This is a genomic window from Neobacillus sp. OS1-2, from assembly GCF_030915505.1.
Taxonomy (GTDB): Bacteria; Bacillota; Bacilli; order Bacillales; family Cytobacillaceae; genus Neobacillus.
This window is the reverse complement of the sequence record NZ_CP133265.1, coordinates 2,780,270-2,807,004: the sequence shown is the minus strand read 5'-3', so window position 1 is coordinate 2,807,004 and position 26,735 is coordinate 2,780,270. Positions and strand designations below refer to the sequence as shown.

General features: G+C 40.1%; 32 protein-coding genes and 1 riboswitch. Of the genes, 12 read left to right on the top strand and 20 right to left on the bottom strand.

The features are described 5' to 3' along the window. The first annotated feature begins 70 nt into the window (after positions 1 to 70). Entirely contained in the window at positions 71 to 1,369 is a 1,299-nt protein-coding gene (locus RCG19_RS13825; RefSeq protein ID WP_308107620.1) for an ABC transporter substrate-binding protein, read from the top strand. An 80-nt stretch (positions 1,370 to 1,449) separates the two neighbouring features. On the opposite strand, the gene RCG19_RS13820 is transcribed toward RCG19_RS13825, so the two are convergent. Continuing rightward, the gene (locus tag RCG19_RS13820) at positions 1,450 to 1,860 is read right to left on the bottom strand and encodes a globin domain-containing protein (RefSeq protein WP_207342974.1); all 411 of its coding nucleotides are present in this window, start codon (positions 1,858 to 1,860) and stop codon (positions 1,450 to 1,452) included. A 219-nt stretch (positions 1,861 to 2,079) separates the two neighbouring features. On the opposite strand from RCG19_RS13820, the gene RCG19_RS13815 reads away from it, so the two are divergent. Both RCG19_RS13815 and RCG19_RS13810 read left to right on the top strand, forming a co-directional pair. Then, positions 2,080 to 2,430 (top strand): DMT family transporter, encoded by a 351-nt coding sequence (locus tag RCG19_RS13815; protein WP_166242480.1) that lies wholly within the window; start codon positions 2,080 to 2,082, stop codon positions 2,428 to 2,430. Positions 2,431 to 2,433: 3 nt separating this feature from the next. Further along, positions 2,434 to 2,748, top strand: a complete 315-nt coding sequence (locus tag RCG19_RS13810; protein ID WP_166242482.1) for a DMT family transporter — start codon at positions 2,434 to 2,436, stop codon at positions 2,746 to 2,748. 45 nt (positions 2,749 to 2,793) lie between these two features. On the opposite strand, the gene RCG19_RS13805 is transcribed toward RCG19_RS13810, so the two are convergent. Continuing rightward, entirely contained in the window at positions 2,794 to 3,423 is a 630-nt protein-coding gene (locus tag RCG19_RS13805; RefSeq protein WP_308110997.1) for a Rossmann-fold NAD(P)-binding domain-containing protein, read from the bottom strand. Positions 3,424 to 3,820: 397 nt separating this feature from the next. Continuing rightward, positions 3,821 to 3,865, top strand: a riboswitch (PreQ1 riboswitch). Positions 3,866 to 3,871: 6 nt separating this feature from the next. Between RCG19_RS13805 and RCG19_RS13800 the strand changes: the two genes are divergently transcribed. Next, positions 3,872 to 4,423, top strand: a complete 552-nt coding sequence (locus RCG19_RS13800) for a QueT transporter family protein (protein WP_207627612.1) — start codon at positions 3,872 to 3,874, stop codon at positions 4,421 to 4,423. A gap of 55 nt (positions 4,424 to 4,478) precedes the next feature. Here the strand turns inward: RCG19_RS13800 and RCG19_RS13795 are convergent, their stop codons facing one another. Next, positions 4,479 to 5,171 carry a copper homeostasis protein CutC gene (locus RCG19_RS13795; RefSeq protein WP_308107619.1) on the bottom strand — a complete coding sequence of 231 codons (693 nt, stop codon included), beginning with the start codon at positions 5,169 to 5,171 and terminating at the stop codon, positions 4,479 to 4,481. Positions 5,172 to 5,383: 212 nt separating this feature from the next. On the opposite strand from RCG19_RS13795, the gene RCG19_RS13790 reads away from it, so the two are divergent. Beyond that, a complete protein-coding gene (locus RCG19_RS13790) occupies positions 5,384 to 5,911 on the top strand; it encodes a DinB family protein (protein WP_308107618.1) in 528 nt (175 codons plus the stop codon). A 188-nt stretch (positions 5,912 to 6,099) separates the two neighbouring features. Further along, on the top strand, positions 6,100 to 6,525 hold the full coding sequence (locus RCG19_RS13785) for a VOC family protein (protein ID WP_308107617.1): 426 nt from the start codon (positions 6,100 to 6,102) through the stop codon (positions 6,523 to 6,525). Between the two features lie 273 nt (positions 6,526 to 6,798). Here the strand turns inward: RCG19_RS13785 and RCG19_RS13780 are convergent, their stop codons facing one another. Then, positions 6,799 to 7,677 carry a LysR family transcriptional regulator gene (locus RCG19_RS13780; protein ID WP_308107616.1) on the bottom strand — a complete coding sequence of 293 codons (879 nt, stop codon included), beginning with the start codon at positions 7,675 to 7,677 and terminating at the stop codon, positions 6,799 to 6,801. A 107-nt stretch (positions 7,678 to 7,784) separates the two neighbouring features. Between RCG19_RS13780 and RCG19_RS13775 the strand changes: the two genes are divergently transcribed. Next, positions 7,785 to 8,873 (top strand): citrate synthase/methylcitrate synthase, encoded by a 1,089-nt coding sequence (locus RCG19_RS13775; protein WP_308107615.1) that lies wholly within the window; start codon positions 7,785 to 7,787, stop codon positions 8,871 to 8,873. Between the two features lie 114 nt (positions 8,874 to 8,987). Here RCG19_RS13775 and RCG19_RS13770 read toward each other — a convergent pair whose 3' ends face one another. From RCG19_RS13770 to RCG19_RS13760, 3 genes are all read right to left on the bottom strand, one after another. Beyond that, positions 8,988 to 9,602 carry an exonuclease domain-containing protein gene (locus tag RCG19_RS13770; protein ID WP_308110996.1) on the bottom strand — a complete coding sequence of 205 codons (615 nt, stop codon included), beginning with the start codon at positions 9,600 to 9,602 and terminating at the stop codon, positions 8,988 to 8,990. Between the two features lie 71 nt (positions 9,603 to 9,673). Continuing rightward, positions 9,674 to 10,249 (bottom strand): TetR/AcrR family transcriptional regulator, encoded by a 576-nt coding sequence (locus RCG19_RS13765; RefSeq protein ID WP_308107614.1) that lies wholly within the window; start codon positions 10,247 to 10,249, stop codon positions 9,674 to 9,676. A 13-nt stretch (positions 10,250 to 10,262) separates the two neighbouring features. Beyond that, complete coding sequence (locus RCG19_RS13760) at positions 10,263 to 10,970, bottom strand: MBL fold metallo-hydrolase (RefSeq protein WP_308107613.1); 708 nt, start codon at positions 10,968 to 10,970, stop codon at positions 10,263 to 10,265. A gap of 189 nt (positions 10,971 to 11,159) precedes the next feature. Between RCG19_RS13760 and RCG19_RS13755 the strand changes: the two genes are divergently transcribed. From RCG19_RS13755 to RCG19_RS13740, 4 genes are read left to right on the top strand one after another with little or no spacing between them, the layout of a single operon-like run. Then, on the top strand, positions 11,160 to 12,266 hold the full coding sequence (locus tag RCG19_RS13755; RefSeq protein ID WP_308107612.1) for an ABC transporter ATP-binding protein: 1,107 nt from the start codon (positions 11,160 to 11,162) through the stop codon (positions 12,264 to 12,266). After that, the gene (locus RCG19_RS13750) at positions 12,256 to 13,059 is read left to right on the top strand and encodes an ABC transporter permease (RefSeq protein ID WP_308107611.1); all 804 of its coding nucleotides are present in this window, start codon (positions 12,256 to 12,258) and stop codon (positions 13,057 to 13,059) included. Before RCG19_RS13755 ends, RCG19_RS13750 begins: the two co-directional genes overlap by 11 nt. Before the next feature lies 1 nt (position 13,060). Then, on the top strand, positions 13,061 to 13,867 hold the full coding sequence (locus RCG19_RS13745) for an ABC transporter permease (RefSeq protein ID WP_166242508.1): 807 nt from the start codon (positions 13,061 to 13,063) through the stop codon (positions 13,865 to 13,867). Beyond that, positions 13,864 to 14,937: an ABC transporter substrate-binding protein gene (locus RCG19_RS13740; RefSeq protein WP_308107610.1), complete on the top strand. Its 1,074-nt coding sequence runs from the start codon at positions 13,864 to 13,866 to the stop codon at positions 14,935 to 14,937. Before RCG19_RS13745 ends, RCG19_RS13740 begins: the two co-directional genes overlap by 4 nt. 93 nt (positions 14,938 to 15,030) lie before the next feature. Here the strand turns inward: RCG19_RS13740 and RCG19_RS13735 are convergent, their stop codons facing one another. The 12 genes from RCG19_RS13735 to RCG19_RS13680 form a co-directional block, all read right to left on the bottom strand. Next, positions 15,031 to 15,252, bottom strand: a complete 222-nt coding sequence (locus tag RCG19_RS13735; protein ID WP_166242512.1) for a hypothetical protein — start codon at positions 15,250 to 15,252, stop codon at positions 15,031 to 15,033. 171 nt (positions 15,253 to 15,423) lie between these two features. After that, positions 15,424 to 16,221 carry an energy-coupling factor ABC transporter ATP-binding protein gene (locus tag RCG19_RS13730; protein WP_308107609.1) on the bottom strand — a complete coding sequence of 266 codons (798 nt, stop codon included), beginning with the start codon at positions 16,219 to 16,221 and terminating at the stop codon, positions 15,424 to 15,426. Then, a complete protein-coding gene (locus tag RCG19_RS13725) occupies positions 16,218 to 17,063 on the bottom strand; it encodes an energy-coupling factor ABC transporter ATP-binding protein (RefSeq protein WP_308107608.1) in 846 nt (281 codons plus the stop codon). Before RCG19_RS13725 ends, RCG19_RS13730 begins: the two co-directional genes overlap by 4 nt. After that, the gene (locus RCG19_RS13720) at positions 17,060 to 17,827 is read right to left on the bottom strand and encodes an energy-coupling factor transporter transmembrane component T family protein (RefSeq protein ID WP_308107607.1); all 768 of its coding nucleotides are present in this window, start codon (positions 17,825 to 17,827) and stop codon (positions 17,060 to 17,062) included. The genes RCG19_RS13725 and RCG19_RS13720 overlap by 4 nt, the downstream gene beginning before the upstream one ends. Positions 17,828 to 18,027: 200 nt before the next feature. Then, positions 18,028 to 18,630: an ECF transporter S component gene (locus tag RCG19_RS13715; protein ID WP_308107606.1), complete on the bottom strand. Its 603-nt coding sequence runs from the start codon at positions 18,628 to 18,630 to the stop codon at positions 18,028 to 18,030. A 22-nt stretch (positions 18,631 to 18,652) separates the two neighbouring features. Then, positions 18,653 to 19,399 carry a nucleoside phosphorylase gene (locus tag RCG19_RS13710; protein WP_308107605.1) on the bottom strand — a complete coding sequence of 249 codons (747 nt, stop codon included), beginning with the start codon at positions 19,397 to 19,399 and terminating at the stop codon, positions 18,653 to 18,655. Between the two features lie 328 nt (positions 19,400 to 19,727). Continuing rightward, positions 19,728 to 20,012 (bottom strand): hypothetical protein, encoded by a 285-nt coding sequence (locus tag RCG19_RS13705; protein ID WP_166242523.1) that lies wholly within the window; start codon positions 20,010 to 20,012, stop codon positions 19,728 to 19,730. A 263-nt stretch (positions 20,013 to 20,275) separates the two neighbouring features. Continuing rightward, entirely contained in the window at positions 20,276 to 21,406 is a 1,131-nt protein-coding gene (bioB, locus tag RCG19_RS13700; RefSeq protein ID WP_308107604.1) for a biotin synthase BioB, read from the bottom strand. A 343-nt stretch (positions 21,407 to 21,749) separates the two neighbouring features. Beyond that, entirely contained in the window at positions 21,750 to 22,292 is a 543-nt protein-coding gene (gene lepB, locus RCG19_RS13695; protein WP_308107603.1) for a signal peptidase I, read from the bottom strand. Positions 22,293 to 22,339: 47 nt separating this feature from the next. Then, positions 22,340 to 23,086, bottom strand: a complete 747-nt coding sequence (locus RCG19_RS13690; RefSeq protein ID WP_308107602.1) for a vWA domain-containing protein — start codon at positions 23,084 to 23,086, stop codon at positions 22,340 to 22,342. Between the two features lie 219 nt (positions 23,087 to 23,305). Further along, on the bottom strand, positions 23,306 to 23,704 hold the full coding sequence (locus RCG19_RS13685) for a GyrI-like domain-containing protein (RefSeq protein ID WP_308107601.1): 399 nt from the start codon (positions 23,702 to 23,704) through the stop codon (positions 23,306 to 23,308). Between the two features lie 176 nt (positions 23,705 to 23,880). Then, entirely contained in the window at positions 23,881 to 25,287 is a 1,407-nt protein-coding gene (locus RCG19_RS13680; RefSeq protein WP_308107600.1) for a MocR-like pyridoxine biosynthesis transcription factor PdxR, read from the bottom strand. A 116-nt stretch (positions 25,288 to 25,403) separates the two neighbouring features. Between RCG19_RS13680 and RCG19_RS13675 the strand changes: the two genes are divergently transcribed. Next, entirely contained in the window at positions 25,404 to 25,820 is a 417-nt protein-coding gene (locus RCG19_RS13675) for a GNAT family N-acetyltransferase (protein WP_308107599.1), read from the top strand. 116 nt (positions 25,821 to 25,936) lie between these two features. Here the strand turns inward: RCG19_RS13675 and RCG19_RS13670 are convergent, their stop codons facing one another. Continuing rightward, positions 25,937 to 26,725 carry a GNAT family N-acetyltransferase gene (locus tag RCG19_RS13670; protein ID WP_166242533.1) on the bottom strand — a complete coding sequence of 263 codons (789 nt, stop codon included), beginning with the start codon at positions 26,723 to 26,725 and terminating at the stop codon, positions 25,937 to 25,939. Positions 26,726 to 26,735: the final 10 nt, after the last annotated feature.

Below are 26,735 nucleotides of genomic sequence, written 5' to 3'. Positions count from 1 at the left end.
CTGTCTAAATTAAACCGGGCAGCAGGGGCTTATATAAAAATTAGATCTAACAAACCAGGAGGGAAAACAAATGGCTTTCAAAAAATATTCAATCGCAGCAGGGATTTTATCAGCTTCACTTCTATTAGGTGCTTGCGGTAACAGTGACAGTTCATCAGGAGAGAAGAAAGACAACGGCAGTAAAGATGGAAAAGTAGTAGTAGATCTCTTTAACGGTAAAGTTGAAATTGCCGACCAATTGAAAGCGTTAACAGATAAATATACAAAAGAGCACCCAAATGTTACATTTAACATTGAATCCGTGGGCGGCGGTGCAGACGGTTCTGCAGCGCTTAAAGCAAAATTTGCATCCAATAAAGCTCCTGATATCTTTGGTAATGGTGGTTATCAAGAAGCGATTACTTGGAAAGACAAATTTGAAGATTTATCTGATCAGGAATGGGTAAAAGATGCATATCCAGATGCCTTAAAGCCAATGACAATGGATGGAAAAGTCTATGGTCAGCCTGTTAACATGGAAGGCTACGGTTTCGCTTATAACAAAAAACTATTCGAAAAAGCAGGTATTACGGAACTTCCAAAAACATATTTAGAGTTAGAAGCAGCCGCAAAAAAACTTAAAGATGCCGGGATCACAGCGTTTTCAGTTGGTTATGCAGAGTGGTGGATATTAGCAAACCATGGCTTAAACGTTCCATTTGCTTACCAACAAGCCGATGATGAAAACTTCATCCCTGGCTTAAACGAAGGAAAATCTAAGATTGAAGGCAATAAATATTTTGAAGATTATTTAAAACTTGTTGATTTGACTGTTAAATATGGTAACAAAAATCCATTAACAACCGACTATAACACAGAAGTTACTCAATTTGCTAACGGCGAAACGGCAATCATTCAGCAAGGTAACTGGATTCAGCCAATGCTTGATAAATTAAATCCTGGTATGGAAGTTGGCTTCATTCCACTATCTTTAACAGATGATGCTACCCAAGCCGATAAATTAATGGTTGACGTACCAACGAACTGGGTTGTTTATAACAAAGCTCCTGAAGCTGACAAAAAGGCTGCTAAAGATTTCTTAAACTGGATGGTTTCATCTGATGCAGGTAAAGAAGCGTTAGTTAAGGATTTCAAATATCTTCCTGCCTTTAAAACAATTGAAGCAAAAGCAGAAGACATTGGACCACTAGGTGCTGATCTTCAGAAATATTCTCAAGATGGCAAAACTTACTCTTGGCAGTTCATGAAATATCCGGATGGTGCGGGTCAAGAATTCGGTGCAACACTACAAGCATATGTTGGCAATCAAAAATCAAAAGACGAAACGTTGAAAGCTTTTGATGCAACATGGGCTAAATTGAAAAAATAATAATGGTACGTAAAAAACTCCTCTAATTGCAAGGGGAGTTTTTTTAATGAACAAAGTAAAATCCCGACACCGAGTCGGGATCAATTTTCTTCATTGTCAGGTGTATTCACCATAATTCCTGCAACTTGTGTTAAACGATCATAAAAAGCTCGTCCTGCTGGATTCTGATCAAGGCCAATTTCCTGAAAGGCTTCTTTCATACAACGAAGCCAGCACTGGGCCCTTCTAGGCGTTACTTCAAATGGCATATGCCGGTCTCTCATTGCCGGTGGTCCGAATTCCTGGCTGTAAAGTGCAGGGCCGCCTAAAAACTGCGGTAAAAACATTCGCTGTTTCCGCATGATTTCATTCATATCCCCTTCAAACAATGGTGCCAATTCGGGATCATCATAGACCCGTGGATAAAAGGCATTAACTAGCTGGTCAATTGTTTCCTGACCGCCAATTTCGCTGTAAAGTGATCTAAAAGTATATTCCAATTTCTTCACCATCCTCTTTTATTTTTCCCCTGTTTGTATTAATTATAATGATTATTCTTAAAGAGGTTCGTGATTTATATCACACTAATTTCCCGCTGGTGGAAATTTTCCATACTCTTACAGGTTGTTTTAAACCACTTTTTGAAATGATATGGTATCCTAACATAATATGACGGTTTCGCTTAGGGAATAGTAATGAGACCTAACAGGCATCTTCAAGAGGTGAATAATATGAATAAAGCCTGGTTTTATGTCGTTTTAACATGTTTATTTGAATTAATTTGGGTATACGGTTTTAATACTGCTGAGACTTGGTGGGAATGGGGAATGGTAATTGGGATTATCCTAATCGATTTTCACTACCTTCCCAAAGCATGTGCAAGTATACCAACAGGAACGGTTTATGCTGTTTTTTCGGGAGTCGGCACGGTCGGCACGGTGTTAATGGATGTTTTCTTGTTTGGTGGAAGATTTAATGCGGGCATGTTTTTGTTCGTCGTTTTAATCGTAATCGGTGTCATTGGCTTAAACCTTGCCGATAATAAAACAGAGGAAAAAGAAATCGAGAAAGGAGCTGCCTAAAGTATGGGCTGGTTATTTGTTCTTTTGGCAGCTGTGGGCGAAATTACCGGTGCTGCCGGACTAAAATTATATAGTCAACGGAAAACATTCAGAAACGGTCTGCTTTATATCGGCGGTTTTGGTGCTTCGTTTGCCTTTTTATATACCTCGTTCCATTTTTTGCAACTCAGTGTTGCCTATATCGTTTGGGTGGGTATTGGCACTGCTGGCGCTGTGCTCATTAACATCTTCCTTTTTGGGGAATCGAAAAACATTGGACGGATTGTGAGTGTTGGGTTGATTATCATTGGGGTCATGGGATTAAGGGCCTTTTCATAAATGATTTTATCAAAAACAACTCAGCGAAGTGGTCACTTCCCTAAGTTATTTTTGATTTGCGATGCGTTCAATTTCGTGTGAAGGATAGGTATATACACCAGTTGCGTCGGACTCTGCTGCAATAGCCATGGCCCTAGCGACCTTTTTGGCCTCGATAGCTTTATATGGACGAAACGGCCCGACCATAATCGTATTGACTATACCACTTGCTTTCGCCGCCAATTTTTCACCAAAACGAAACTCCTTACGCTCCCCCAATAGTAAGGACGGGCGAAATATATGTAATGAGCGCAAATTTACTGATTTTAATGACGTCTCGACATCCCCTTTTGGCGCTTTATTTTTTATGAAAGTATTTTTTGAATAATATTTTTCGGCTTTTTGCGAAATTTTTCGGCGAATGATTGAAACACATACATGAGCACTGATTTTGCCATAAATAAAATCCCCATTTGATAATGTTTCATTCTGACAAGTGAAACCACTCCCATATTTCTGAGGGCAATCATCCCGGGATAAACAAACAAAAAGTCCATGACGAAATTCAGTACAATGTAGCGAAAGAAATTTCCAAACGTGAACTTTAGAATCCATATTGAGCCGATAAAGAATGGCCCGATAATAAAAGGAATTTCCCCCATTACATTCGGAATAAGTTTTTCGTAAAATCGCCACCAAATCCTTTTTTTTGCTAAAAGACTTTCACAGGCTATCCAAATGCACACAAACAGGGCACCAGGATAGAATCGCCGAAATGATTTTTTCCCTAAGAGGGGCAATGACAGCCATGGTACTAACATCATTACGAGTAAGAACATTTTATTATATTTCATCTATTAGCCATTCCTTTTTTCTTTTAGGATGCACAAATTGGAAAAATTTATTAGTAATAATTTCACCTTTTGAAAAATAACCCAGAAAATAAGTGGTGGCTGATTGCAGATTGCACGCAGTCTTTATTTGAGACTGTCATCAATCCCGTGCTTCGATGCGGCATCCTTTACTTTTCCAAAATAGTGTCATTGACTAGCAGCTTTATTTATATTAATATATTAGATTGCAAGTATTATATAGGAACGTGGTTCGAGAACCTCCCACGTAAAAAAACTAAGGAGAAATGAATATGGAGAGAACAACTAACACATTATCACAGCCCATTGGAGCTAATTCCGCTGGAACTGCTACTAAAGGCAAAGTACAAGGAATTGTCGTTAACGGGATTATTGCTGCATTGTACATTGCCGTCTCGGCTTTAATCCAGCCATTTGGATTTACCCAGGTACAGTTTCGTGTATCGGAAATGTTTAATCATCTCATTGTTTTTAACAAAAAGTACATTTATGGAATCGTCCTTGGTGTATTTTTGACGAATTTATTCTTTTCACCAATGAGGGCATATGACCTGATTTTCGGTGTCGGCCAATCGGTGATTGCCTTGTTCATTGCGATTGCGTGCGCACGTTTCATTAAAGGCATTTGGGCGAGGATGATTGTCAATACACTTGTCTTCACATTCACGATGTTCTTGATTGCCCTTGAACTGCATTTGGCGTTTGATTTGCCATTCATGTTCACATGGCTGACAACAGCGGTTGGTGAATTTGTCGTGATGGCAGTTGGCATGCCTGTTATGTACGTTATTAATAAACGTGTTCGATTTGATAAAATGGTTTAATAAATTAAGAAGAGCTGCAGCTTGATTCTTCAAGTAGCAGCTCTTTTTTCTGTTTCTAGCTGAGTATTTTCTTGATCTTTTGGATTTCATCCCCGTTGATTTGATTATGAAAATCGGCGTCCTTCCTTACTGCTGAGCCAAAATGATATTCCGCGGCATGGAGCTGGTTGTGAATGTATTCAATATTGTTAACAGAAAGACCAGAGCCAGGCATGATGATTGGGTTATCTTTAGATGTCTGCGACACATTTATCATTTTTTTTACAGAATCAAGTCCTTCACTTACTGTCGGCCTTCCGCCTGATGTCAGGATACGATCGACCTTAAATGGAGATTGACATAGGGAGTGATAAGCCTCAAGAGAATTAGTTTCATCAATCGCACGATGAAACGTTACGGAAAGACCCTTCGCTTCTTCCAACACCATCGAGAGCATGTCAAAGTCTACTTTCTGTTGATCATCTATGGCCCCGAAGACCATTCCCGCCGCACCCAATTCTTTTATTATTTTTATATCTTCGCGAATGGCCTCCCATTCTTCCTTGCGGTACACAAACGAAAAGCTATGTGGGCGGACCATGACCATAACAGGAATCTTCACACTCCGCACGACCGTTTTCATGATCCCGTGGCTTGGTGTCAACCCGCCTTCTGTCATAGCAGATACTAACTCAAGGCGATCCGCACCGTAAGCTTCTGCTGTTCTGGCATCCTCCGCGTTTAAGACAATGATTTCTACTTTGGACATTTTAATAACCTCTTAATTAGGAAAATTTTTGTATTCGAATTTAGTTTGCTATATTGTTCTGTATTTTACAAGTTACACATAACCCTGTTTTTATTGTGGCTATTTCTAACTTAATTTTTTCGATTTTTTTGAATACTATGGTAGGATTAAAATGGTACCATTTTAATATGAAGGGCGAACAGGCCTTCAAGATTCGAGGGGAGAGAATGGGATTGTTACAACGTCCAGTAGACAATGAATATCCGAAGTATTATGTACCGTATGTAAAACTAGTTTCTGATGGTGAACTTTTGTCGATTTTGAAAGAGAATTTAGCAGAGATGGTTGCCCTTTTTGAAGGACTGTCGGAAGAAGATGGTCATTTCCGTTATGCATCAGATAAATGGAGTATTAAAGAAGTTCTTGGTCATATGACTGACACCGAGAGAATTATGAGTTACCGCCTGCTTAGGGTTGGCCGCGGTGACCAGACACCATTGGCTGGGTTCGATGAGAACGATTATATTAATGGTTCCCAGTTCGATCTGCTGTCGAATAAAGAGATTCTTGAAGATTTTAAAGCGGTTCGTCATGCCACCATCACCCTAATCCAAAACATGGCCGACGATGTTTGGAATAGAAAAGGCATTGCCAACGGAACAGAAATCACCACCCGCGCCATCGCCTACATCATCGCAGGCCACGCCATCCACCATGGTAAAATCATCAAAGAAAGATACCTAACTGATCTAAATAAATAACGTGGATATAGTGCAATTGGTGCCTGTCACCAATTACACTATTGCGAACATACATTCTTTGTTTTATAATTGGAATATCGGTAATACTAGGATGTGGCTGCTTTTTTTGGTTAGTGTCAGCGAGATGCCTGTCTTCGGACTATCGAATAAAGCAAGTAATTATCTTATGGGACAAGGAGCGGTTATTTATGACAGTAAAATTAATTCCCTATTTAGTGATGAACGGAAATGCAAAGGAAGCGATTGAGTTTTATCAAAAGGCATTGGATGCACAGGTTCTTTTCAGCCAATCTTTCGGTGAAATGCCGGAAAATCCGGCATTCCCACTTCCAGCGGAAGCAAAGAATCTTGTAAGCCACGCGACCATTAAAGTTGGTGAGACAGAGCTCATGTTTTCCGATACTTTCCCGGGTCAACCACATCAAATCGGAACGCAAGTGACCATCTGCGTCACCACTGACGACGTTGAAAAGGCTCGTACATTTTTTAATGCCTTGCAAGATGGCGGTCAAGTACAAATGCCGTTCCAAGAAACCTTCTTTAGCCCTGGTTACGGTACGGTAGTAGACAAGTTCGGAGTAACCTTTCAAATCTTCACTGAAGGTCAACATTAATAAGAAAAGCGGAAGCGCCCTGGTCAGCGGCGTATGGCCTGGAGCGCTCCAACTGAGATAAAGGAAACACGATGAGCCGGAGGCGAATCGATGTTGACTTATCGTAAGGCGGAGAGCAAAGGACACTAGCCGCTAGGGCGTTGGAGCTGGACAATTAAGTCTCAAGGTCGAAATTTATACTTTCTTGTCTCTTTGAAAAAACGAGTCAGTCAGCAACATATGCTTGACTGACCCGTTTTTTTTTGCAGTGAATTTAATAAACAGAATCGCTGCCTACAATCTGTAATTAGCCATAAACGTTAAAAATTCTCTCTGTTTTGAATGATCGTATTTCATAATGGCATACGTATTAGCCTCAGGCATTTGAATGGAATGACAGTCTACTTCTAATAATCTACCTTCTAATAATTCTCTCCTAACCGTCGATGTCGGCAGGAACGATACCCCTAATCCTTCCACAATAAACCTTTTTGTAATATGAACCTGCGAAACTCTCATCATTCGTACACTGGGATATTTGGTTTTGACCATTCTGCAAAGAAGGTCCCAGTAGCCAGGATGATTGTGGGTAATTAGATAATTGGTTGTTAGCACCTCTTCCTCGTCTAGAGGCGGCGCCAATTCAGCATCTCTACCATCATGTGGTGCGACTAAAATAACTCTATCCTTTGATAAAAGCTCACTAATCAAATTGGGGCGACTGCTAGTTAGACACGAAAGTCCTAGATCCACTTCTTCCTGTAAGACGGCTTCCTCAATATCGAGGGATTCAATTATTTTGACTGAAATCTCGACCTCCGGGTACTGCTTTGTATAACTTTTTAGAACATACGGCAGGATGGTATCTGCGATAAGCGGTGAAATTCCAAGGATTAATTTCTTCGTATATCCCTGGGTAAACGAATTCAATTCCTCAAGGCCTTCTTGATACACTTCGAGGAGTTTTTTTGCGTGAAGTAAATATCGTATTCCTTCTTCTGTCAGTTTAATTTTTTTCCCGTCCCGATGAAACAACAGGATTCCAAGTTCTTTTTCCAGCTGTTTTATATGGACTGTAACGGAAGGTTGCGAAATATATAAAAGCTCCGCTGTCCTGCGAAAATTACCACATTCTGCCGCCGTAATAAAGGTGTTAAGCCATTGAAATTCCATGTCATGCTCCTTATTAAAAATAGTAATCAACCACTTCAATAATATTCAATATTCTTAATTATGTTTATTTTATAAAATAATAACAAATATGGAAAGGAGCGAGTTAGATGATTCAAAAAGGTTTAAAAGGGATTGTGGCGGCCGAAACATTCATTAGTCATATTGATGGGGAAAATGGCAAGTTGTTTTATCGAGGATATGACATTAAGGAAATGGCTAAGAACTTCTCCTTTGAAGAAGCCGCCTATCTTTTGTGGTTTGGCCATCTTCCAAATCCTAGCCAACTAGCTGCATTGAAAAAAGATCTGAAAGGTAATCGTGAACTTCCCGATTATGTTAAGGGAATACTACATCAGCTTCCCAGGGACATGGAATTAATGAGTGTTATTAGAACGGCTATTTCAGCGGAGGGTGGTAATCTTGATTATGGCTGGAAACCTTCCGTTGCACAGGCCATTCGTTTAACCGCCTTGGTCCCTACTATTATCGCCTATCGAAAAAGTCAGTTAGACAGAAAAGTGTTCGTATCACCCCGCGATGATTTAGACCATGTTGAAAACTATTTGTATATGCTGAGTGGAAAAGTTCCCACCCCTGCCCACTTGGAGGCCCTAGAGACATACATGATCTTAACACTTGAACATGGAATGAACGCCTCTACTTTCTCAGCGAGGGTCACCGCATCCACCGAGTCAGAATTAGTTTCGGCCATTACATCAGCCATTGGGACAATGAAAGGGCCACTTCATGGAGGTGCTCCTTTAGGTGTCATCGAACTTCTTGATGAAATTGCTCTGGTTGGAGATCCAGAAATGGTGATCCGTGGAAAGGTTTTGCGCGGAGAGAAATTAATGGGCTTTGGACATAGGGTTTATAAAACACACGACCCGCGAGCCATCGCCCTAAAAGCAAAATTAATGGACCATATTGGAGTAGATGAGTGGCTTGACCTAGCGATGTCTGTAGAAGACACTGCTATCAGGGTATTAGCCGAACTGAAGCCTGGCAGGTCACTTTATACAAACGTAGAATATTATGCTGCCGCCATCATGAAAGCAATCAATATGGATGCAGAACTATTTACCCCCACCTTTACCGCAAGCAGAATGGTTGGCTGGACAGCACACGTCCTCGAACAAGCCGAGAACAACACCATTTACAGGCCCCAATCTAAATATATTGGAACCTTCAAATAGAAGGAAGCAAAATCAAAAGCAAAATTAAAATTAAATAACGTGGATATAGTCGCAACGGTGACAGGCACCATTACTAACCCCAACGCAGGGTTATTGCGTTGGGGTTGGCCTTAGCTAGCCCATTTTGGTTCGCGCGGTGGCTGGCTGATATTTTCTCATTGGTCCTTTTTCAAGCACTTCCTGGAGATAAAGGTTTCCGTTCGGGCTTGTTTTCTTTAGAAGCTCCATTAAATATGTAATATCATCAAGTGCTCTATGTGTTTGGTAATTGGTGATATTATGGGCTTGTAATAGGGTCAAAAGTTTCCCGTTTGGATATCCATAATTTTTCCACGGTACCCCTCGCATCGTGCAATACCACTTCAAATCATTAACTTCCGGGTACATATGGTAAAGAAAGCTACGGTCAAAGGATGCATTATGTGCAAACACCGTGTTTGCTCGATGAAAATAGGTTTTTATTTTTGCATCATAAAAGCTTTTTCCTCTAACTAATTCGTACGGAATCCCGTGTACTCTATATGCTTGGTCATAGTTATAACGTGCTGTGTCAGAAAGTGGCTCCCTTAAAAATGAATCCTCCTCAACAATATCGATGATTTCACCAGAATCTGATCGATAGGTAAATAACTTTAAGGCCAATTCAATCACTTCATCTTTAGTAGGACCTAACCCGGTCGTTTCAACGTCCAATACCAAACCATATTTTTCTAAGCTTCGCACTGTCATCATTCCTTATTTCTTACGTTTTCCCTATTATAACAAAGCTTTCCTTAGGTTTACATCTCCAAAATGTCCCTCTATAAAGAATTCTCACTAATCCCAGCAAGAAATGCCTTAAGAATAATCGATAGGCTTTCATCCAAATCCAACACCATCTTAAAACCACCCTTTTGCTCCAATGAGGAAAAGCCATGTAAGATACTGCGTAATCCCCTTACAGCATGTAAGGCCAGATCCCCTTCCAATTGGTATGCTTTAAGCACCCGTACAGAAAGATCCACTATTTTTGCACCGGCCTGCTGTACTTCCTCATCCTCAGGGTCGGGGGCAAGCAATGTTGCCTCATAAATGCCCGGGTGCTTTCGGGCAAAATTAACATATGCCTTACTGATGGCAAGGACTGCTTCGCTGCCTGACACCCCAATTGCAGCATCGGCCATTACCCCGTAAAGCCTATCAATCCCGTATATCGCCAGCTTTTTGCGAAGTCCCGGCAATCCGTCAAAGTGGTTATATAAGGATGGAGGACGAATCCCTACCTTCTTAGCCAGATTGGCTAAAGTAACCTCCTGCATTCCTTGTTGATCCGCAATCCCCCCTGCTGCATCTAGTATCTCCATTAAGTCGAGGCTAATTTTTGGTCTAGGTGACATTGTCTACGTTCTCCTATCTTAGTTTCCGTTCTAAATTTCCGATGGCCATCTCCATCCTTTTCACAGGATTCTCAACCATTTCCCCATGACCCACGGCAAGAAGCTGTGGTCCATAGCTCACTAGTTTCTTTGCACTAGCCAGTGCCGTCTTTTTACTCCATGTACCAAATGACGGAAATGGGAACAATGGCTTCATATCTCCAGCCACTGCCATTCCACCTCTTGTTTGAAAAGCATCCCCGGCCACTAGAGCCTTTGAACGCAAATCCAAAAACGCCATCGATCCCGGTGTGTGTCCCGGTGCTGCAATCGCTGTAAGCGACCCGACAAAATCGCCTTCCTTCACTAACACATTAGCCCGTGTCTTTAATTTCTTCGGTACACCGCCTTTAATCGGCGTTTGCTCCTCATGCGGGTCAAGCGAACGATCATCATTCATTAATCTGTGGTCACTAATCGAAATATACACAGGTACCTCTGACAAGATCATTTTTAAAGAATCAAGCGCACCAACATGATCCTCGTGTGCATGTGTTAAAACTATTTTTGTAATGGGCCTTCCGATGGTTTCTGCCGCTTTCAATATCCCCTTTGTACAAAAGCCCAGAGCTGCATCAATCAATGTTAACCCATCCTCTTCCTCTACTAAATAGCAGTTAACTGGAAAGACACTCGCCATAAATGTTACTTGATATAAATAACCGTTTTTGATCATTCTCATTATGATCATCCCCTTTTAACTAATGTCATTAGTTTTATTTTAACTAATACTATTAGTTAATTCAACAACTTTTTGCAAGTTTTTTTTATTATAAAATAAAAGAGTAATTGAATTTTCAGGCTCTTCCTGTATAATGATTCCCGAATGGGACAAGTAGAACTTGATTTAGCTGAAAAGGAGGCCACTTTTATGAACGGTGCCATAATTCAATTTGAAAATGTAACAAAACAATATGATAACGACCCGCCCGTCCTGAAGGACGTAAGCTTTGAGATTGAGCGCGGTAAATTCTATACACTGCTTGGCCCATCGGGATGCGGTAAGACAACAATATTAAGGTTAATCGCCGGATTTACTGAAGCATCTGAAGGAGAAATATTTTTTAACGGTAAAAAAATCAATCATATACCGGCAAATAAGCGGCAGGTGAATACCGTTTTTCAGGACTACGCCCTGTTTCCCCATTTAAATGTATTTGAAAATGTGGCATTTGGATTGCGCATCAAAAAGATGAAGAATCCAGAAATAGAACAAAAGGTAAAAGAAGCGCTAAGCTTTGTTAACCTTTCAGGCTATGAAGCTCGCGAAATCAAAGAAATGTCCGGTGGTCAGCGCCAGCGCGTTGCGATCGCCCGTGCCATTGTAAACGAGCCTGAAGTGATTCTGCTTGATGAACCATTATCGGCTCTTGACTTAAAGCTTCGTACGGAAATGCAGTATGAACTGCGTGAATTGCAGCGCCGTCTCGGCATCACCTTTATCTTCGTTACACACGATCAAGAAGAGGCCCTGGCGATGTCCAATGAAATTTTTGTTATCAATAAAGGGAAAATCCAGCAAAGCGGCACTCCGACAGATATTTATGATGAGCCGATTAACCGTTTCGTGGCGGATTTTATTGGTGAATCCAATATTGTCGATGGTAGAATGCTAGACGATTACCGGGTAGAATTTACTGGAAGAGAGTTCGAATGTGTTGACCAAGGTTTGAACAAGAATGAACCGATTGATGTGGTTATCCGACCAGAGGATTTGGAAATTACAACAATAGAACGCGGCAAGCTTCAAGTGCGTGTTGATTCGCAATTATTCCGTGGTGTTCATTATGAAATCTGCTGCTACGATCAAGACGGAAATGAATGGCTGGTCCATTCCACGAAAAAAGCAACTGTGGGCGATGAAATCGGGCTTTATTTTGACCCGGAAGCCATCCATGTTATGCGACATGGGGAAACAGAGGAAGAATTCGACCGACGGTTAGAAGCCTACTCGGATGTGGAAGCTAATGGAAAATAAACATACGCGCAATATATATATGCTTCCTTATTACCTTTGGATTGTTCTGTTTGTCATTGCCCCCATTATCCTCGTACTCTATTACTCTTTCTTTGATATCGAGGGAAATGTTTCACTTGTGAATTATCAAAAGTTTTTCACACCGGTGTATTTAAAGATGACACTCAGCTCGTTTTGGTACGCCTTCTTGATTACAGCAATTTCACTATTGATTGCTTATCCAACAGCCTATTTATTAACAAAAACAAAACATAAACAGTTATGGCTTTTATTAATCATTGTGCCTTCATGGATTAATTTATTGTTAAAAGCCTATGCCTTCCTTGGAATATTTGGTACCTATGGAGCGGCAAACAGCTTCTTAGAACTGATTGGGATTGGAACGCAGCAAATTTTATTTACAGATTTCAGCTTTATATTTGTTTCAGTATATATTTTTATACCATTCATGATTTTACCGATTTTTAATTCATTAAATGAATTGAATCCGACCCTTTTAGATGCGGCCAATGACTTGGGGGCATCCAAATGGACAACGTTCCGCCGCGTTATTTTTCCCTTGACGATTGACGGGGTGAAATCGGGCTGCCAGGTAGTCTTTATACCGGCTCTATCCTTGTTCATGCTGACCCGATTAATTGCTGGAAACCGTGTAATCACTCTTGGTACGGCGATTGAACAGCATTTCCTTGTGACCCAGGATTGGGGTATGGGCGCAACGATTGCAGTCTTTTTAATCATTATCATGGTTTTCATTATGATCGTCACGAATACCAGAAAGCGAGGTGTATAAGGTGGATAAAAAAATAACACCATTATCCAAGTTATTTTTATTAATCGTCTTTTTTATCCTGTATGCACCTATTTTCTTTCTCGTCATCTTCTCATTCAACAGCGGAGAAACGATGTATGACTTCAAGGGATTCTCGCTTGAGTGGTACCGTGAACTTTTTCAAGATACTAGACTTTTGATTATCGTTTTGAATACCGTGGTAGTTGCTTTATTATCGGCATTATTTTCTACCATCATTGGGGTACTTGGGGCTTTGGCGATTCATCAGGCGAAAAAAAGACAAACGAAAAATTCGCTGTTATCGTTAAACAATGTACTCATCGTCAGCCCAGACGTCATTATCGGTGCTTCATTTTTAATTTTGTTCACAATGGCAGGGATTAAGCTCGGTTTCTATTCGGTGCTGTTATCCCATATCGCTTTTAGCATTCCGATCGTGGTTCTAATGGTACTGCCTAAGTTAATGGAGATGAGCCCGACATTAATTGACGCGGCTCGGGATCTTGGGGCAAGTCGCTGGAACGTCCTAACAAAGGTCATTATTCCTTTTATCACACCGGGAATTTTCGCAGGATTCTTTATGGCGTTAACGTATTCATTCGATGATTTTGCGGTTACCTTCTTTGTTACAGGCAATGGTTTTTCAACACTTTCCGTTGAAATTTATTCATTAGCCCGCAGAGGAATTTCCTTGAATATTAATGCACTATCAGCGCTATTGTTCCTATTTACAATACTGCTCGTTGTAGTCTATTACTTTATTACCCAGCGTAACAAGGTTAATGGAATGGGGGTTCGGAAGCGATGAACAAACTCGTTCGTTTTTTTCTCGTAATTGCCCTTGCATCAGCCATGCTCCTGTATGCGATTTCCAGTTTAAACAAGTCCCAAGGCTATTCGGGCGGCGATACGCTGACAATTTATAATTGGGGCGATTACATCGATGAAGATCTTATCAAACAGTTTGAAAAAGAAACCAACATCAAGGTTATTTATGAAACCTTCGATTCCAATGAGGCGATGCTGACCAAGATTGAACAAGGCGGCACGACGTATGATATTGCCGTTCCTTCTGAATATATGATTGATAAAATGCGGCATGAGGATTTACTTATCCCATTGGATCCCTCCAAACTGCCAAACTTAAAAAATATTGATAAACGGTTTATGGATCTTCCGTTTGACCCGAAAAATAAGTATTCCGTGCCTTATTTCTGGGGAACTGTCGGCATTGTCTATAATCCAAAAATGCTAAATGGAAAGAAAATTACTAGCTGGAACGATCTTTGGGATCCTGCATTAAGAAACGAGATTCTACTCATTGATGGTGCCCGTGAAGTAATGGGAATGAGCTTAAATAGTTTGGGCTATTCACTTAATGATACAAAAAGGGCTCATTTAATTGCAGCAAAGGAAAAGCTCGATACGATCACTCCGAATGTCAAAGCCATCGTAGGCGATGAAATCAAGATGCTGCTAGCCAATGAAGAGGCCTCAGTTGGCCTGGTATGGTCAGGAGATGCTTCTGAGATTATGTCCGAGAATGAAGATTTGAATTATGTCGTCCCAAAAGAGGGTTCCAATCTTTGGTTTGATAATATGGTCATTCCGAAAACGGCGAAGAATATTGAGGCGGCCCATAAGTTTATTAACTTCATGCTTGATCCAAAGGTTGCTGCACAAAACACCGAATATGTAGGCTATTCAACGCCGAATAAGCAGGCGCTTAAACACATGCCTAAGGAGATCATCAAAGATCAACGGTTCTATCCGTCACCTGAATTGACTGAAAAACTCGAGGTATATAAAAACCTTGGCAAGAAGAACCTGGCCTATTATAATGAACTGTTCTTGCAGTTTAAAATGCATTCGAAGTAGTTCAGTTATTTAAAAAAGCAAAAGGGTGCCGAACACCCCAAAAAAACAGCCGCAATCTCATTATTTCTCGAGATTGCGGCTGTTTCCTTACCTTTAATAGCTATTATCTTCTTCATATCTTTCTTTATTGGTATACCAATTGGTTAATTGAGTTAAAATCGCAAAGACAAAAAAGAAATTCATCGCCCAGACGTTAATGAAAGGAGCAATCCCGCCAAATTCAATGGTTGCATATCCTTTTAGTTTTATGACAATCATTGATTCGACAAAAATTAAAATAAACCCTAACACCCCCGCCGCTGCTGCTCTAAACATCTCATTTCCCCCTTGTAAAATAATAAACCAATTCTTCAATTTCCATATATAAACAGTGACTATGTTGCATTTTTGACAATTTCGTGAACATCCATATCTCTATTATATGGCAAAATCCGTTAAACACAACTACCAACTTACCAATAAAGAAAAGGGTGTCAGGCACCATGTTCACATGGTGCCTGACACCCTTATATACTCTTCTACTGTTAATATGGTGTTTTTAATTCCCAGCTTCTCAGCCAGCTGTGTGATTCCGGGTTGCTCAACTTTTGCTTCTTTTAACATTTCCTTTTGTGAAAAGACGTGGCGCGTGTCTCCGTCGAGAAGGACTTTACCTTCATTGAACACGATTGTCCGTTCAAAATTCTCTGCAACAAAATCCATGTCATGGATAATGGTCATCACTAGTTTATTTTTATTTTTCAATTCCCGGATGATTTGGCGAATCTTCTCTTTCCCTTGATGATCCTGTGCAATGGTCGGCTCATCAAAAATAATGACGTCCGTATCCATCGCCACAACGGAAGCAATGCATAACAGTTTCTTTTCCGATAAACTCAAATCATGCGGGTTCACTTCAAGTTTATCATCCAGTTCCACCATCTTTAAAGCTTTGATTGCCTGCTTTTCCGCGGTATATTTACCCATTTTAATATTCAATGGGCCGAACATCACTTCTTCCAAAACAGTCCGTTTAAATAGTTGATCATTCGGATTTTGAAAGACAAGACCAATTGTCCTTGCCATTTCAGCAGCCGTTTTTAATTTTGCATCAAAATGATGAACTAAAATTTCTCCTTCATCCGGTTTCAATAATCCCTTTAGCAATTTCACAAATGTAGTCTTTCCGGCACCATTTTGTCCAATAATAGCCGTTGACCGCTTGTCAAACTCTAAATTTATTCCTGAAAGCACTCGGTAGGCTCCCTTTTTATAGGAAAAAGAGAGATTGGATACCTTGATCATCCTACCCGCCCCCTTAGTGCCTTTTCTGCATCCTCCAAGGTTACAGGGTAACAGTCCGAGGCAGCCTTCTTTACACCCAAGGCTTTACACGCTCTTGTATATACAGGTGCAACCAATCCAAAATCCTCAAGATCCTGCCGTGAAAATACTTGCTCAGGTGAATCAAAGCTAACCATTTTTCCATCATGCAGGAGTAAGACTCGATTGCAATACTCAGCAACCTTTTCCATTTTATGTTCAGCCAGAATAACGGTAATTCCCTGTTTGCTCAGGTTTTGAATCGCACTGAAAACTTCCATAGAGCCCGCAGGATCAAGCTGGGAGGTTGGTTCATCCAATACCAAAATATCAGGCTGCATGGCTATAATACTTGCGATGGCCATCCGCTGCATTTGCCCTCCAGATAAATCAAAAGGATTGTGATCTTTCACCTGTTCAATTTTTAACAGATCAAGCACATAATCAATTCTGTCAATAATTACTGAACGAGGCAGCCCACTATTTTCAAGTCCGAAGGCAATTTCCTCATAGACCGTCATCTTCGAACCAGTCACCTGTGTAAATGGATTTTGAAACACCATTCCTACCTTAAGAGAAAGGTCAGCAATCGAACAATTTTTCACTTCAAGCCCATCCACCAAGACCTTACCGCCGTAAGCCCCTTTATAAAAATGAGGGACAAGCCCGACAAGCGCCTGGCATAAGGTCGATTTTCCCGCCGAGTTTTTTCCAATAATACCGATAAATTCACCTTCGTTCACATCAAACGAAAGATCGTTAAGGGCAAGTGTGTCGGATAAGGGATATTTGTATTTTAGACCTTCAACAACTATTTTCTTCATGCAAAAATCCTCCACGCAGTCGCGCCCACAACTAGCAGCAGCATAACTAATCGAACTATTCCGCTATAAGCGTAGGTTTTTTCCTCCATCAGGTATGTTTTTGGGGCCCTTGAATTAAAGCCCCTCACTTCTAATGCCATCGCCCGTTCTTTTGTGTTAATCAGCGCCCCAAGGATAACCGGCCCCAATAACGGCACGAAAGCCTTGATCCGGATAAGTAAACTTCCTTCTGTTTCCATTCCCCTTGCCCGCTGCGCATCCATGATCGTCTCCATGCTCGACATCATTTCCGGTATAATTTGAAAAACGGAAACAATTACATAGCCAATTCTTGGTGACATCCCTTTACGAACAAGCGTCTCGACAAGATCCGATGGTTTCGTCGTCAGAACCAAGATCATAAAGGAACTGACGATATTCGTTACCCTAAGCGTAATTGTTAAGGCATATAGCAGACCCTCTTTATACATAGCAACCTGGCCAATTTGAAAAAGAACCGTTTCATTTTCCGGCTTAAACAAGCCCTGTATAATAACGACCGTAATCAGCACGAAAAGGACAAAGCCAAAAACAGGAACTGTTTTTCGAATAACTTTTGCTGCGATCAATAACAGTAGACTAAATCCCAGACATACAAATGAAATCGTGAACGAGGGCAGAATAATCGGTATGAATAAAGCAAAAAGAATATATATGAGTTTTGTGATGGGATCAACTTCATGAATGAATGATTTCCGATCCACAAACAAACTAATCGATTTCAAAAAGCTTCACCAGCTTTCTTTCTAAACCCTAACATGTGCTTAACACCCAACCCTATGATGGAAATATAATTTAAAGAACAAATCGTAGTCACCTAATTAAGGCGGTGTGAGCAGAGCTAGACGTCGCTTTATTCATCTAGTGACCTGGTAATTCACGTAAACTGGTTTGCGTCGCTCCGCCCCTTTTCCATAAAAAAGACTTAATCCAGTGTCTCGATTTTTTCATTATTGTTATATAGTTGGACCACATTTCGCGGTAAACCTTTGAAAATACCAAAGCTTATTAACACCACTAATAATTTATCCGGTACATCAACAACCAGTTCATCAAGCAGCGATGCCAGCCAAGTAGAATCGGTGTTTGCAAGAATAAAAGCAAATAATGCATCACCCCATACATTCCCTGTTTGTCCGCCCCAGAAACCAATATTTAGCGGCGTCGATACAATCGTAGCCACAAGCCCAATGATTAAACCGGCAACGATAGCTTTTCCCCAGCTGGAAATATAGCCCTTGTAAAAAAGGATTCCAACTGCTAAACCGATTGCGACACTTGTAATCGCATAAACAAATGAAATCGGATCTGTAAAACCATAAATAATATTATTGATTGCTCCTGCTAGGGCACCAACAATGGGCCCCCCTAACATGGCGGCTAAGACGGTTCCGATAGAGTCTAACCATAGCGGCAGTTTTAACAGTTGCGCAAGTAATTTACCGATATAGTTAACACCTACTGCAACTGGAATCAGAACGAGCGCGGCTGTTGATAAACGTAACGACCACATGCTTTGTTTTTTCACTTAATAAACCCCCTATTCATTTTTAAAATGTAGAATCATAGGAAACAAAAGCCTCAAGTGCGGTGAGAATTTCTAGTTCTTCCCCACGCTTGCTATTGTTTTTCGCTTCAACGTAATCATTGATTCCCCCTTCCAAATCCCCCTCTGTTTCGACAACAACATTTAATATCGAAGCGGTCTTAATGCCACGCAAACCGCCAATCACAAATAGGGCAGCGGTTTCCATATCTGAGGCAAGAATTCCCTTCTCTGACCAATACTTGTCGATTTCCTGCTCTTTATCAGTATAAAAGCTGTCATGACATCTGACAATACCTGTGTAATTTTTTGCCCCATTCTTTTTTGCTGCATTCCTTACATGAAATAGCAGCTCCGTATCCGGGATAGCCGGATATGCCTTGTTAATATAGGCATATGACGCTCCGTCATTTCTAACAGCACCGGAAGCAATGACCAAGTCACCTAGGTGTATATGCGGCTGCAAGGCGCCACAACTGCCAATCCGAATCATGGCTTTCACACCGATATTCTTTAACTCTTCAATGGCAATTCCGGCAGATACTCCACCAATACCTGTAGATGTCACGAAAATAGGTACCCCTTTATAATGGCCTTTCACCGTTTTATATTCACGGTTATAAGCGAGCTCCACGTGATTGTCTAAGAACTTTGCAACTTCATCGACGCGACCAGGGTCTCCCGGAAGTAAAGCATATTGCACCTCGTGACCGTTTCCAATTCTGATATGCGGTTGTAGGTTAGTTTCCATATTCACTAGCTCCTTTGGGTTATATTTGTTATGTGGTTAACTTGGGTTGGTTGTTAAAATGTATGTATGATAATTGATTCTATTCACAAGGGTCATTGGGCTTTATCTGCTCGGTGTGGGCTATGTAAGCATCTTGTTGAGGGTCTATTTTTTTGGTGGAAATAATTCGGAATCCTTTTTGCACTTCATATATGATAATTTTACCAAATGAAGCAAGTTTGGTCATTCAAATTAAAAACTGACCCCATTTATCACTATTCACAGTATACAAAAGGTGCCTGACACCCAAAGGGTGTCAGGCACCTTTTCCCTTATTTTACCTTTATTATTACCGCTGTCCTGGTTTATACGTTCCGTGGCCGTGGTGATAGCCGTGCCCTGGATAATAGCCGCTGTGACCGTGATGGTAGCCATGTCCAGGATAATACCCACCATGTCCATGGTGATAACCATGCCCCGGATAGTAGCCGCCGTGGCCATGATGATAGCCAACTGGAGTTGGATAATAACCCCCATGTCCATGGTGGTAACCTTGGCCTTGATAGCTGCTGCCGTGGCCATGGTGGTAACCTTGTCCCGGATTTCCAGGATAACCTCCCATTTGTCGTTCCATTAAGAATCCCTCCTTTTTACTGTTGCTACATAGTGTATGTCTACCTGTAAAAATAGGACTAGATTCTTGCCCAATATCTTTAATGACAATAAAAGTTAGGCTAACATATTTTTACTAGTAAAGACTTACTCGCCATTTATGGCTGAAGTAGTTTTAAACGGCCGTCGGCCATCGTAAGCGAATCTTCACAACTTCCACACAACTTCCCCCTAAGTTCTACACAAGTTTTTCATATGATAAGAGTAACTTAATTAGGAATAAGTTCATAAGAGCTCATTTCTTAAGACTTCCCATAATTTGATTGGTGCCTGACACCAATCTATTTTTTTTGCCCAAAAAGGTGATGCCTCACCGAGTTTTCGTGAAGCATCACCATCAATTAAATAGATTTTTGCAAACGACTGGCTCTCTACATCGAATGGATCTTCCTCGATGTCGAATCCAAGGTCCTTAATGAGCTGGAAGTCGGCATCCGCACATTGTCCATTGGTCGTTAAATAATCGCCGACAAAAATGGAGTTTGCAATGAATAAGCCTAAATTTTGCAACGATCTCAGGTTAAATTCACGGCCGCCGGAAATTCGAATCTCCTTCGTCGGATTAACAAACCTGAACAGGGATAATATTTTCAAGCAGCGGATTGGGGTTAGGTCATCTAGATTTTCAAGCTTTGTGCCCTTAATTGGATGAAGGAAATTTACTGGAATGGAATCCGCATCTAGCTCTTTTAAGGCAAAGGCCATCTCAACAATATCCTCATCGGTTTCGCCCATCCCGCAAATGACTCCGGAGCATGGGGAAATCCCCGCTTTCTTTACATTTTCAATCGTCTCAACTCGATCCTCATAATCATGCGTGCTGGTAATATTCTCATGATGGCTCGCGCTTGTATTGATATTGTGATTAAATCGATCCACACCGGCGGATTTCAGCTTAACTGCCTGTTCTTCGGACACAAGCCCCAAACAGGCACAAATTTTAATTTGCTCCACCTCATTTTTAATTTCTTGGACAGCCGAGACAACAGTATCCACCTCATTATTGGTCGGCTTCCTCCCGCTCATTACGATACAATATGTACCAATTTTATTCTTTTTCGCCTCTTTGGCACCCTCCACAATCGTTTGTTTGCTAATGAGAGTATACCGGTCAATTTCTGTTTTTGCTTTAATCGATTGTGCACAATACCCACAGTCCTCGGGACATAGTCCGCTTTTAGCATTAATTATCAAATTCAACTTCACTTTTTTTCCATAATAATTTCTGCGAATTTCATAGGCTCCATTAACGAGTATTAGGATATCCTCATCATTGGATAATAGGATTTCCATTGCCTCTTCATTAGTTAATTCATGTCCATCAATCACATTTTTTGCCAGTTCAATCCAATCCATGCCATCACCTCAATTTTAATTGTCAACCAATTTCATCAATAAGTTAACAATTAAAATTATAAATCATGTAAGCTATTAAGAAAATAAAATAATAAAAAATAGGGATATACAGGTAATTTTACCCACAAAGAAATTCTTCACAACTTCCACACAACTTCCCCCTAAGTTCTACACAAGTTTTTCATATGATAAGAGTAACTTAATTAGGAAATAAGTTCTTAAGAGCTCATTTCTTAAAACTTCCCATAATTTGATTGGTGCTGACACCAATCTATTTTTTTGCAAAAAAATAGGCCGCATCGGCCGCCTTCCCACTTTTTTGCATATATCCATCGTTTCTCGGCTATTTTACATTCCTAATATCCGAGAAAGGGAAGACCACAAATTCACTTTCTCCTATAATGGCTGTTTGCTTGATAAAGCCTAAACCATTGCGGCTATCCATACTTTTTAGGCGATTATCCCCCATTACAAAATAATGATTTGCAGGGACTAAGATTGGGCCAAAGTCACCTGTTAACAGACTCCCCATTTCCTCGGCAGCCTTACGATTTTCTGATAGGTAGGATTCCTTAATGGGCTCACCATTTATCAATAATTGGTCAGCTTTCATTTCAACCTTATCCCCTGGCATCCCTATGATTCTTTTTACATAATTAACGGCTGGACCTTTAATAATAACAACGTCACCTCTATTTAAACTCATCACATAGCTCATTTTGTTCACTAAAATTTTCTCATGATTATGTAACGTCGGTTCCATCGATGCACCTTCAACAATATAGGGTGAAAATAAAAATGTTCGGATAATAACAGCAATACCCACTGCAATAAATAATGATTTCCCCCAGCCGAGAAGCTCCTTTTTTGTATTCGAACCAGCCATTTCAACAACACCCTTCTACATGTATTTTTATCCTAGTTCGTTTTCTGTTACCGACCAAATAACTTTCCAAAAAAGCCCTGCTTGTTTGGCTCCTGCTGCGCAGATAATTTCTGCTCGGTTTTTTTAGCTTGAACAATTCCTTTTTGCTTTGCTTCCTCTAACCAGCTAGGGAATTCGGTTAATAACGCATTATAGAGCTGATCATCAGAGATCTTATCTATTTCTTCAATATATAAGAAATTTGCATTATCTACTACTCTACCTTCCAAAGTATCCAATTTCCTCAAAAAGTCAAAATTTCCATTTCCAATACCAACAAACTGCCAAAATATTGGGTATTTAGCTGAATTTTCAATGAGCGGCTTTATCGATTTCTTACATCCGCCATCGTTGATAAAAACTATATAAGCTGGGTCGAGGGATGGATCCTCTTCAAGATACTTCTTTAATACATCCTTCATCACTGGCGGTTCATCATTTCTGCCAAATTTATGTACTAATTCATCCTCAAGGATAATTCGATCCACGTAGCCTTCAAAGTCTCTTTCGGTAACAGGCTTTAATCTCGAAAACTCATTATCATACACCCACACATCTAATACGCCATCATCATCAAACAGTGAAGCCATCGCTAAAATTCGCTCTACAACCTTTTGAACAGTACCATTTTTATAAAAGTTCCTCATGGAACCTGTGATATCTAGAACTAGTCCTACTCTAGCTGTTACCTTTACTAAGTTTTTCTTTTCCAATACAACCTTAACGCTTTTTTTCTGTAAATCAATTGTCGCCATGTTTCTACCTCCCGCTTTTTTGAATTTTTTATCAATTAACTATGAAGGGCTAATCTTTAACAGAAGGCCTGTGATTTTTCCTTCAAACAGAAAGTCACCCTTTGCGCAAAATGTGCGTTAACCACTCCCTAAACGAATCAAAGGTAACTTTGTGGAAATTCCTACTGACAAAAGAAGGTTACAAAGTTGACACGAAAAAATTGCGATGGAGGTAGATTACTATTTAATCGCAATGTGGACCTCAATTTCTCCTTGCGGGTAATATTTCTCAAAATCATATGTGTATGCTCTTTCCAACGTACCTGCATTTTCAAGCTCCCATATCTTTTTCCAAGTGTTAATAATCCCTTGTTCTTCTGTTGTATCCACATGGAAGATTTCATATTTTGCGGTATGTGGTATTTCTAATGAAGGTACGCTGTTATTCTCTTCAATAGCAATGCTTAATGTATAATCCCCTTTATAGTCACTCTTGTACTCATGATACACACCGTAAGTAATCATGTCTGGCTTGGTAAGTCGATTGGAAGCCTCCCTCCACAATCCTGTAATCTTTTGTATCAAAAGGTCATCGTTAAAATTATTAGTTTGGACACTTTTAATAATTGATAATTTCAAGTAGTATCTTCCTTTCAAATATAATAATCTTTTTACTATTTCTACACAGATTCATATTTTCCTCTTATTTCCACAAAGCAACATTTTTAAATTTGCTATGATGTTCCACAATTATAACGACATTTACTCTTTTAAGAATATTCCACCAACTTAATTTGCATGCCAAATTACACTACTTAGTCTAACTCCCATGCTTCTTTTAATAATCGTATCCCTAGCTCTATTTGATCCCCTGTTAAACCGCCAAAGCCTAATAAAATCATTGGTTCTTGCCCAATATCCTGATTCGCATAATAAACTGAGGTTGGGTGCACCTTTACTTTCTTTTCCAAAGCTCTTTCAATCAGTTCCGTTTCAGACATTTGATTTTGTACGTTTAATAGAATATGTAACCCCGCTTCATCCCCAATAACCGTTACTTTTTGACCCAGGTATTTCTCAATGGACTGAATCAATACAGTCTGCTTTTTACGGTAGACGGTTCTCATTTTATTTAAATGCCGTTCCCAATGGCCACTAATCATGAATTGCCAAAGTGTGTGTTGATGGAGCCTTGATACAGTCTGTTTGTAAAAAGTAAAATGCTGATTATATTTTTCTAGTAAGCTAGTAGGTAAGACCATAAAACTAATACGTATCGAAGGAATCAGGGATTTGGAGAAAGTCCCTAAATAAATGACTTTGCCGTTCCTGTCTAGTCCTTGCATGGAGGGAATTGGTTTTCCCTTATATCTAAATTCCCCATCATAGTCGTCCTCAATAATGTACCTGTCCTTTTCCCCTGCCCATTTTAATAATTCCATTCTTCTTGTAATCGGCATGACCATTCCATTTGGAAATTGGTGTGAAGGGGTAACATAGGTGATATTCGCCTTACTTTCAGCTAAATGATTGAGGACTATCCCTTCTTGATCGAGTGAAATCGGTTTTAAGGTCACCCCTTGATCTTTAAATACTTCCCTAGTGCGATGAAACCCTGGATCCTCCATCGAATAAATCCTATCTCTCCCAATAATCATCGTTAACAAGCCAATTAAATATTGGGTTCCGGCACCAATGATAATTTGATCGGCGCTACATCTTACACCCCTTGATTGATACAAGTATTTGGAAATCACCTCTCGGAGTGCCAATTCCCCTTGTGAATCCCCATTTAAAAAATGAGAATTTTCTTCTTCGTAAAGACTTTGAAGGGTTAACTTTCGCCAAACAGAATAAGGAAAATGTTCCAACGCGACAGCACCGTGACTAAAATCAACTCTATATTGCACGCTGTCTTCACTTATTTCTTTTTGTGTTTGTGGGGAATCCTCAAAGTGGATAAACAAATCACGATTAAGGTTATTCACATAGATTCCTTTTCTCTCCACACTTTCAGCATATCCCTCTGCCAGCAATTGTTCATAAGCTGTCTCAACTGTATTTTGGCTGATTCCCAGATGTTGGGCTAGTCTCCTTTTTGACGGAAGTCTTTCCCCAGGTTCAATTTTTCCTGTTTGAATCTCTTTTTTGAAAAAGTTATAGAGTTGTATATATAACGGTTCCCCGCTCCCGTAATCCATATTGATGGTTATTTCTACCACACTCTTTCCCCTCCTTAATCATCTGGTATGGTTAATTACATTATATCTGACCCTTTTGAGCATATCAGTTATTTTCTATAATCATAGATAATATGGTGGAAGGGATGATGTTTACGATGAATTTTTCAGATGGGAAATCAATTGACTTTAGGATTGGGACGGCTGTTACTGCGGAGGAATTATCTGATGTGTTCGAAAGGTCCGGGATAAGACGGCCTGTTGATGATTTACCTCGCCTGCAGCGAATGATTGAGCATGCTGATTTGCTTATTACTGCATGGGATGAACAAACATTAGTGGGCGTTGCAAGAGCAGTCACAGATTTCAGCTATTGTTGCTATTTATCAGATTTGGCCGTGAACAAAGACTATCAAAAAAAGGGTATTGGAAAAGAGTTAGTACGATTGGTTCAAGAACAAATTGGCGAGGAAGTCACATTATTGCTGCTATCCGCACCCACTGCAATGGAATATTATCCGCAAATTGGATTTAATAAGGTGGAAAATGGGTTTATCATGCCAAGAACGAAATAAAAAAGTCCTGTCATATCAAAAAAACTAGTAAGATATGACAGGATTTTTTTCTAACACTCAATCCCCTTTACAGCGTTGGTCCTCCCAGTGGCACAGCAAAATATGGTGCTGCCACCTTAGCCTTCCTGGATTTCTTTAATGCTTTTCCCACCTAAAAAGGCATGGCCGGTAATGAATTTCCCAGTTGTATGAAAACCGTATTTGGCATAGACTTTTTCGATTTTCTCATTGATTGGAAAAACCCAAAAATCCTCTATTCCCTTGCTCTTTACTTCTGCCTGCAGGAAGTAAATGAGCTCTCCTATCAAGCCTTTCCCTCTGAATTCCTCTTTCGTTGCTACGCTTTCCATTCGAGCTTGATCACCATGTTCAAATATACAAGCCGTTGCACATGATTCCCCATCATAGCGAAGAAGATAATGAGTAAAAGCCGGGTGGTTAAACTCTTCTGGAAATGCCTTTTCCCTTACCTCCCTTCCGCCAAACTCTTTAATACTGCATTCAATTTCTAATGCCTCATTAAAATTTTCATTTGTTACTTTTTCAATCGTGACAAGCTCCCTGCCTTTATACTCAGTAATTTCTTTGTTCCAGATTTGGATCGGACTGACTAATTCCTCAAAACCAAATTTGTAAGAATCTAATTCTTTTATAAACGAATCTAGTTTTTCAAGATTATATAAATAAAAACGAGGGATTATATTTCTTTCTTGATAAAACTGTATGACTTCTTCAATCACTGCCCTAGGATTTTGTGGAGCTTCATGAATATGTGCATGGTTAGCATCATAGTAAGTTGGCTGGGCTTCATTATGTAGAATATAGCCCCAGGAAGTTGTTTCTCGCCTCGTAAAAGTGTCCAAGTACGCTAAATCAAGCTCCAATACTTTTTGAAATAGGTTCAAGATTTTCTCC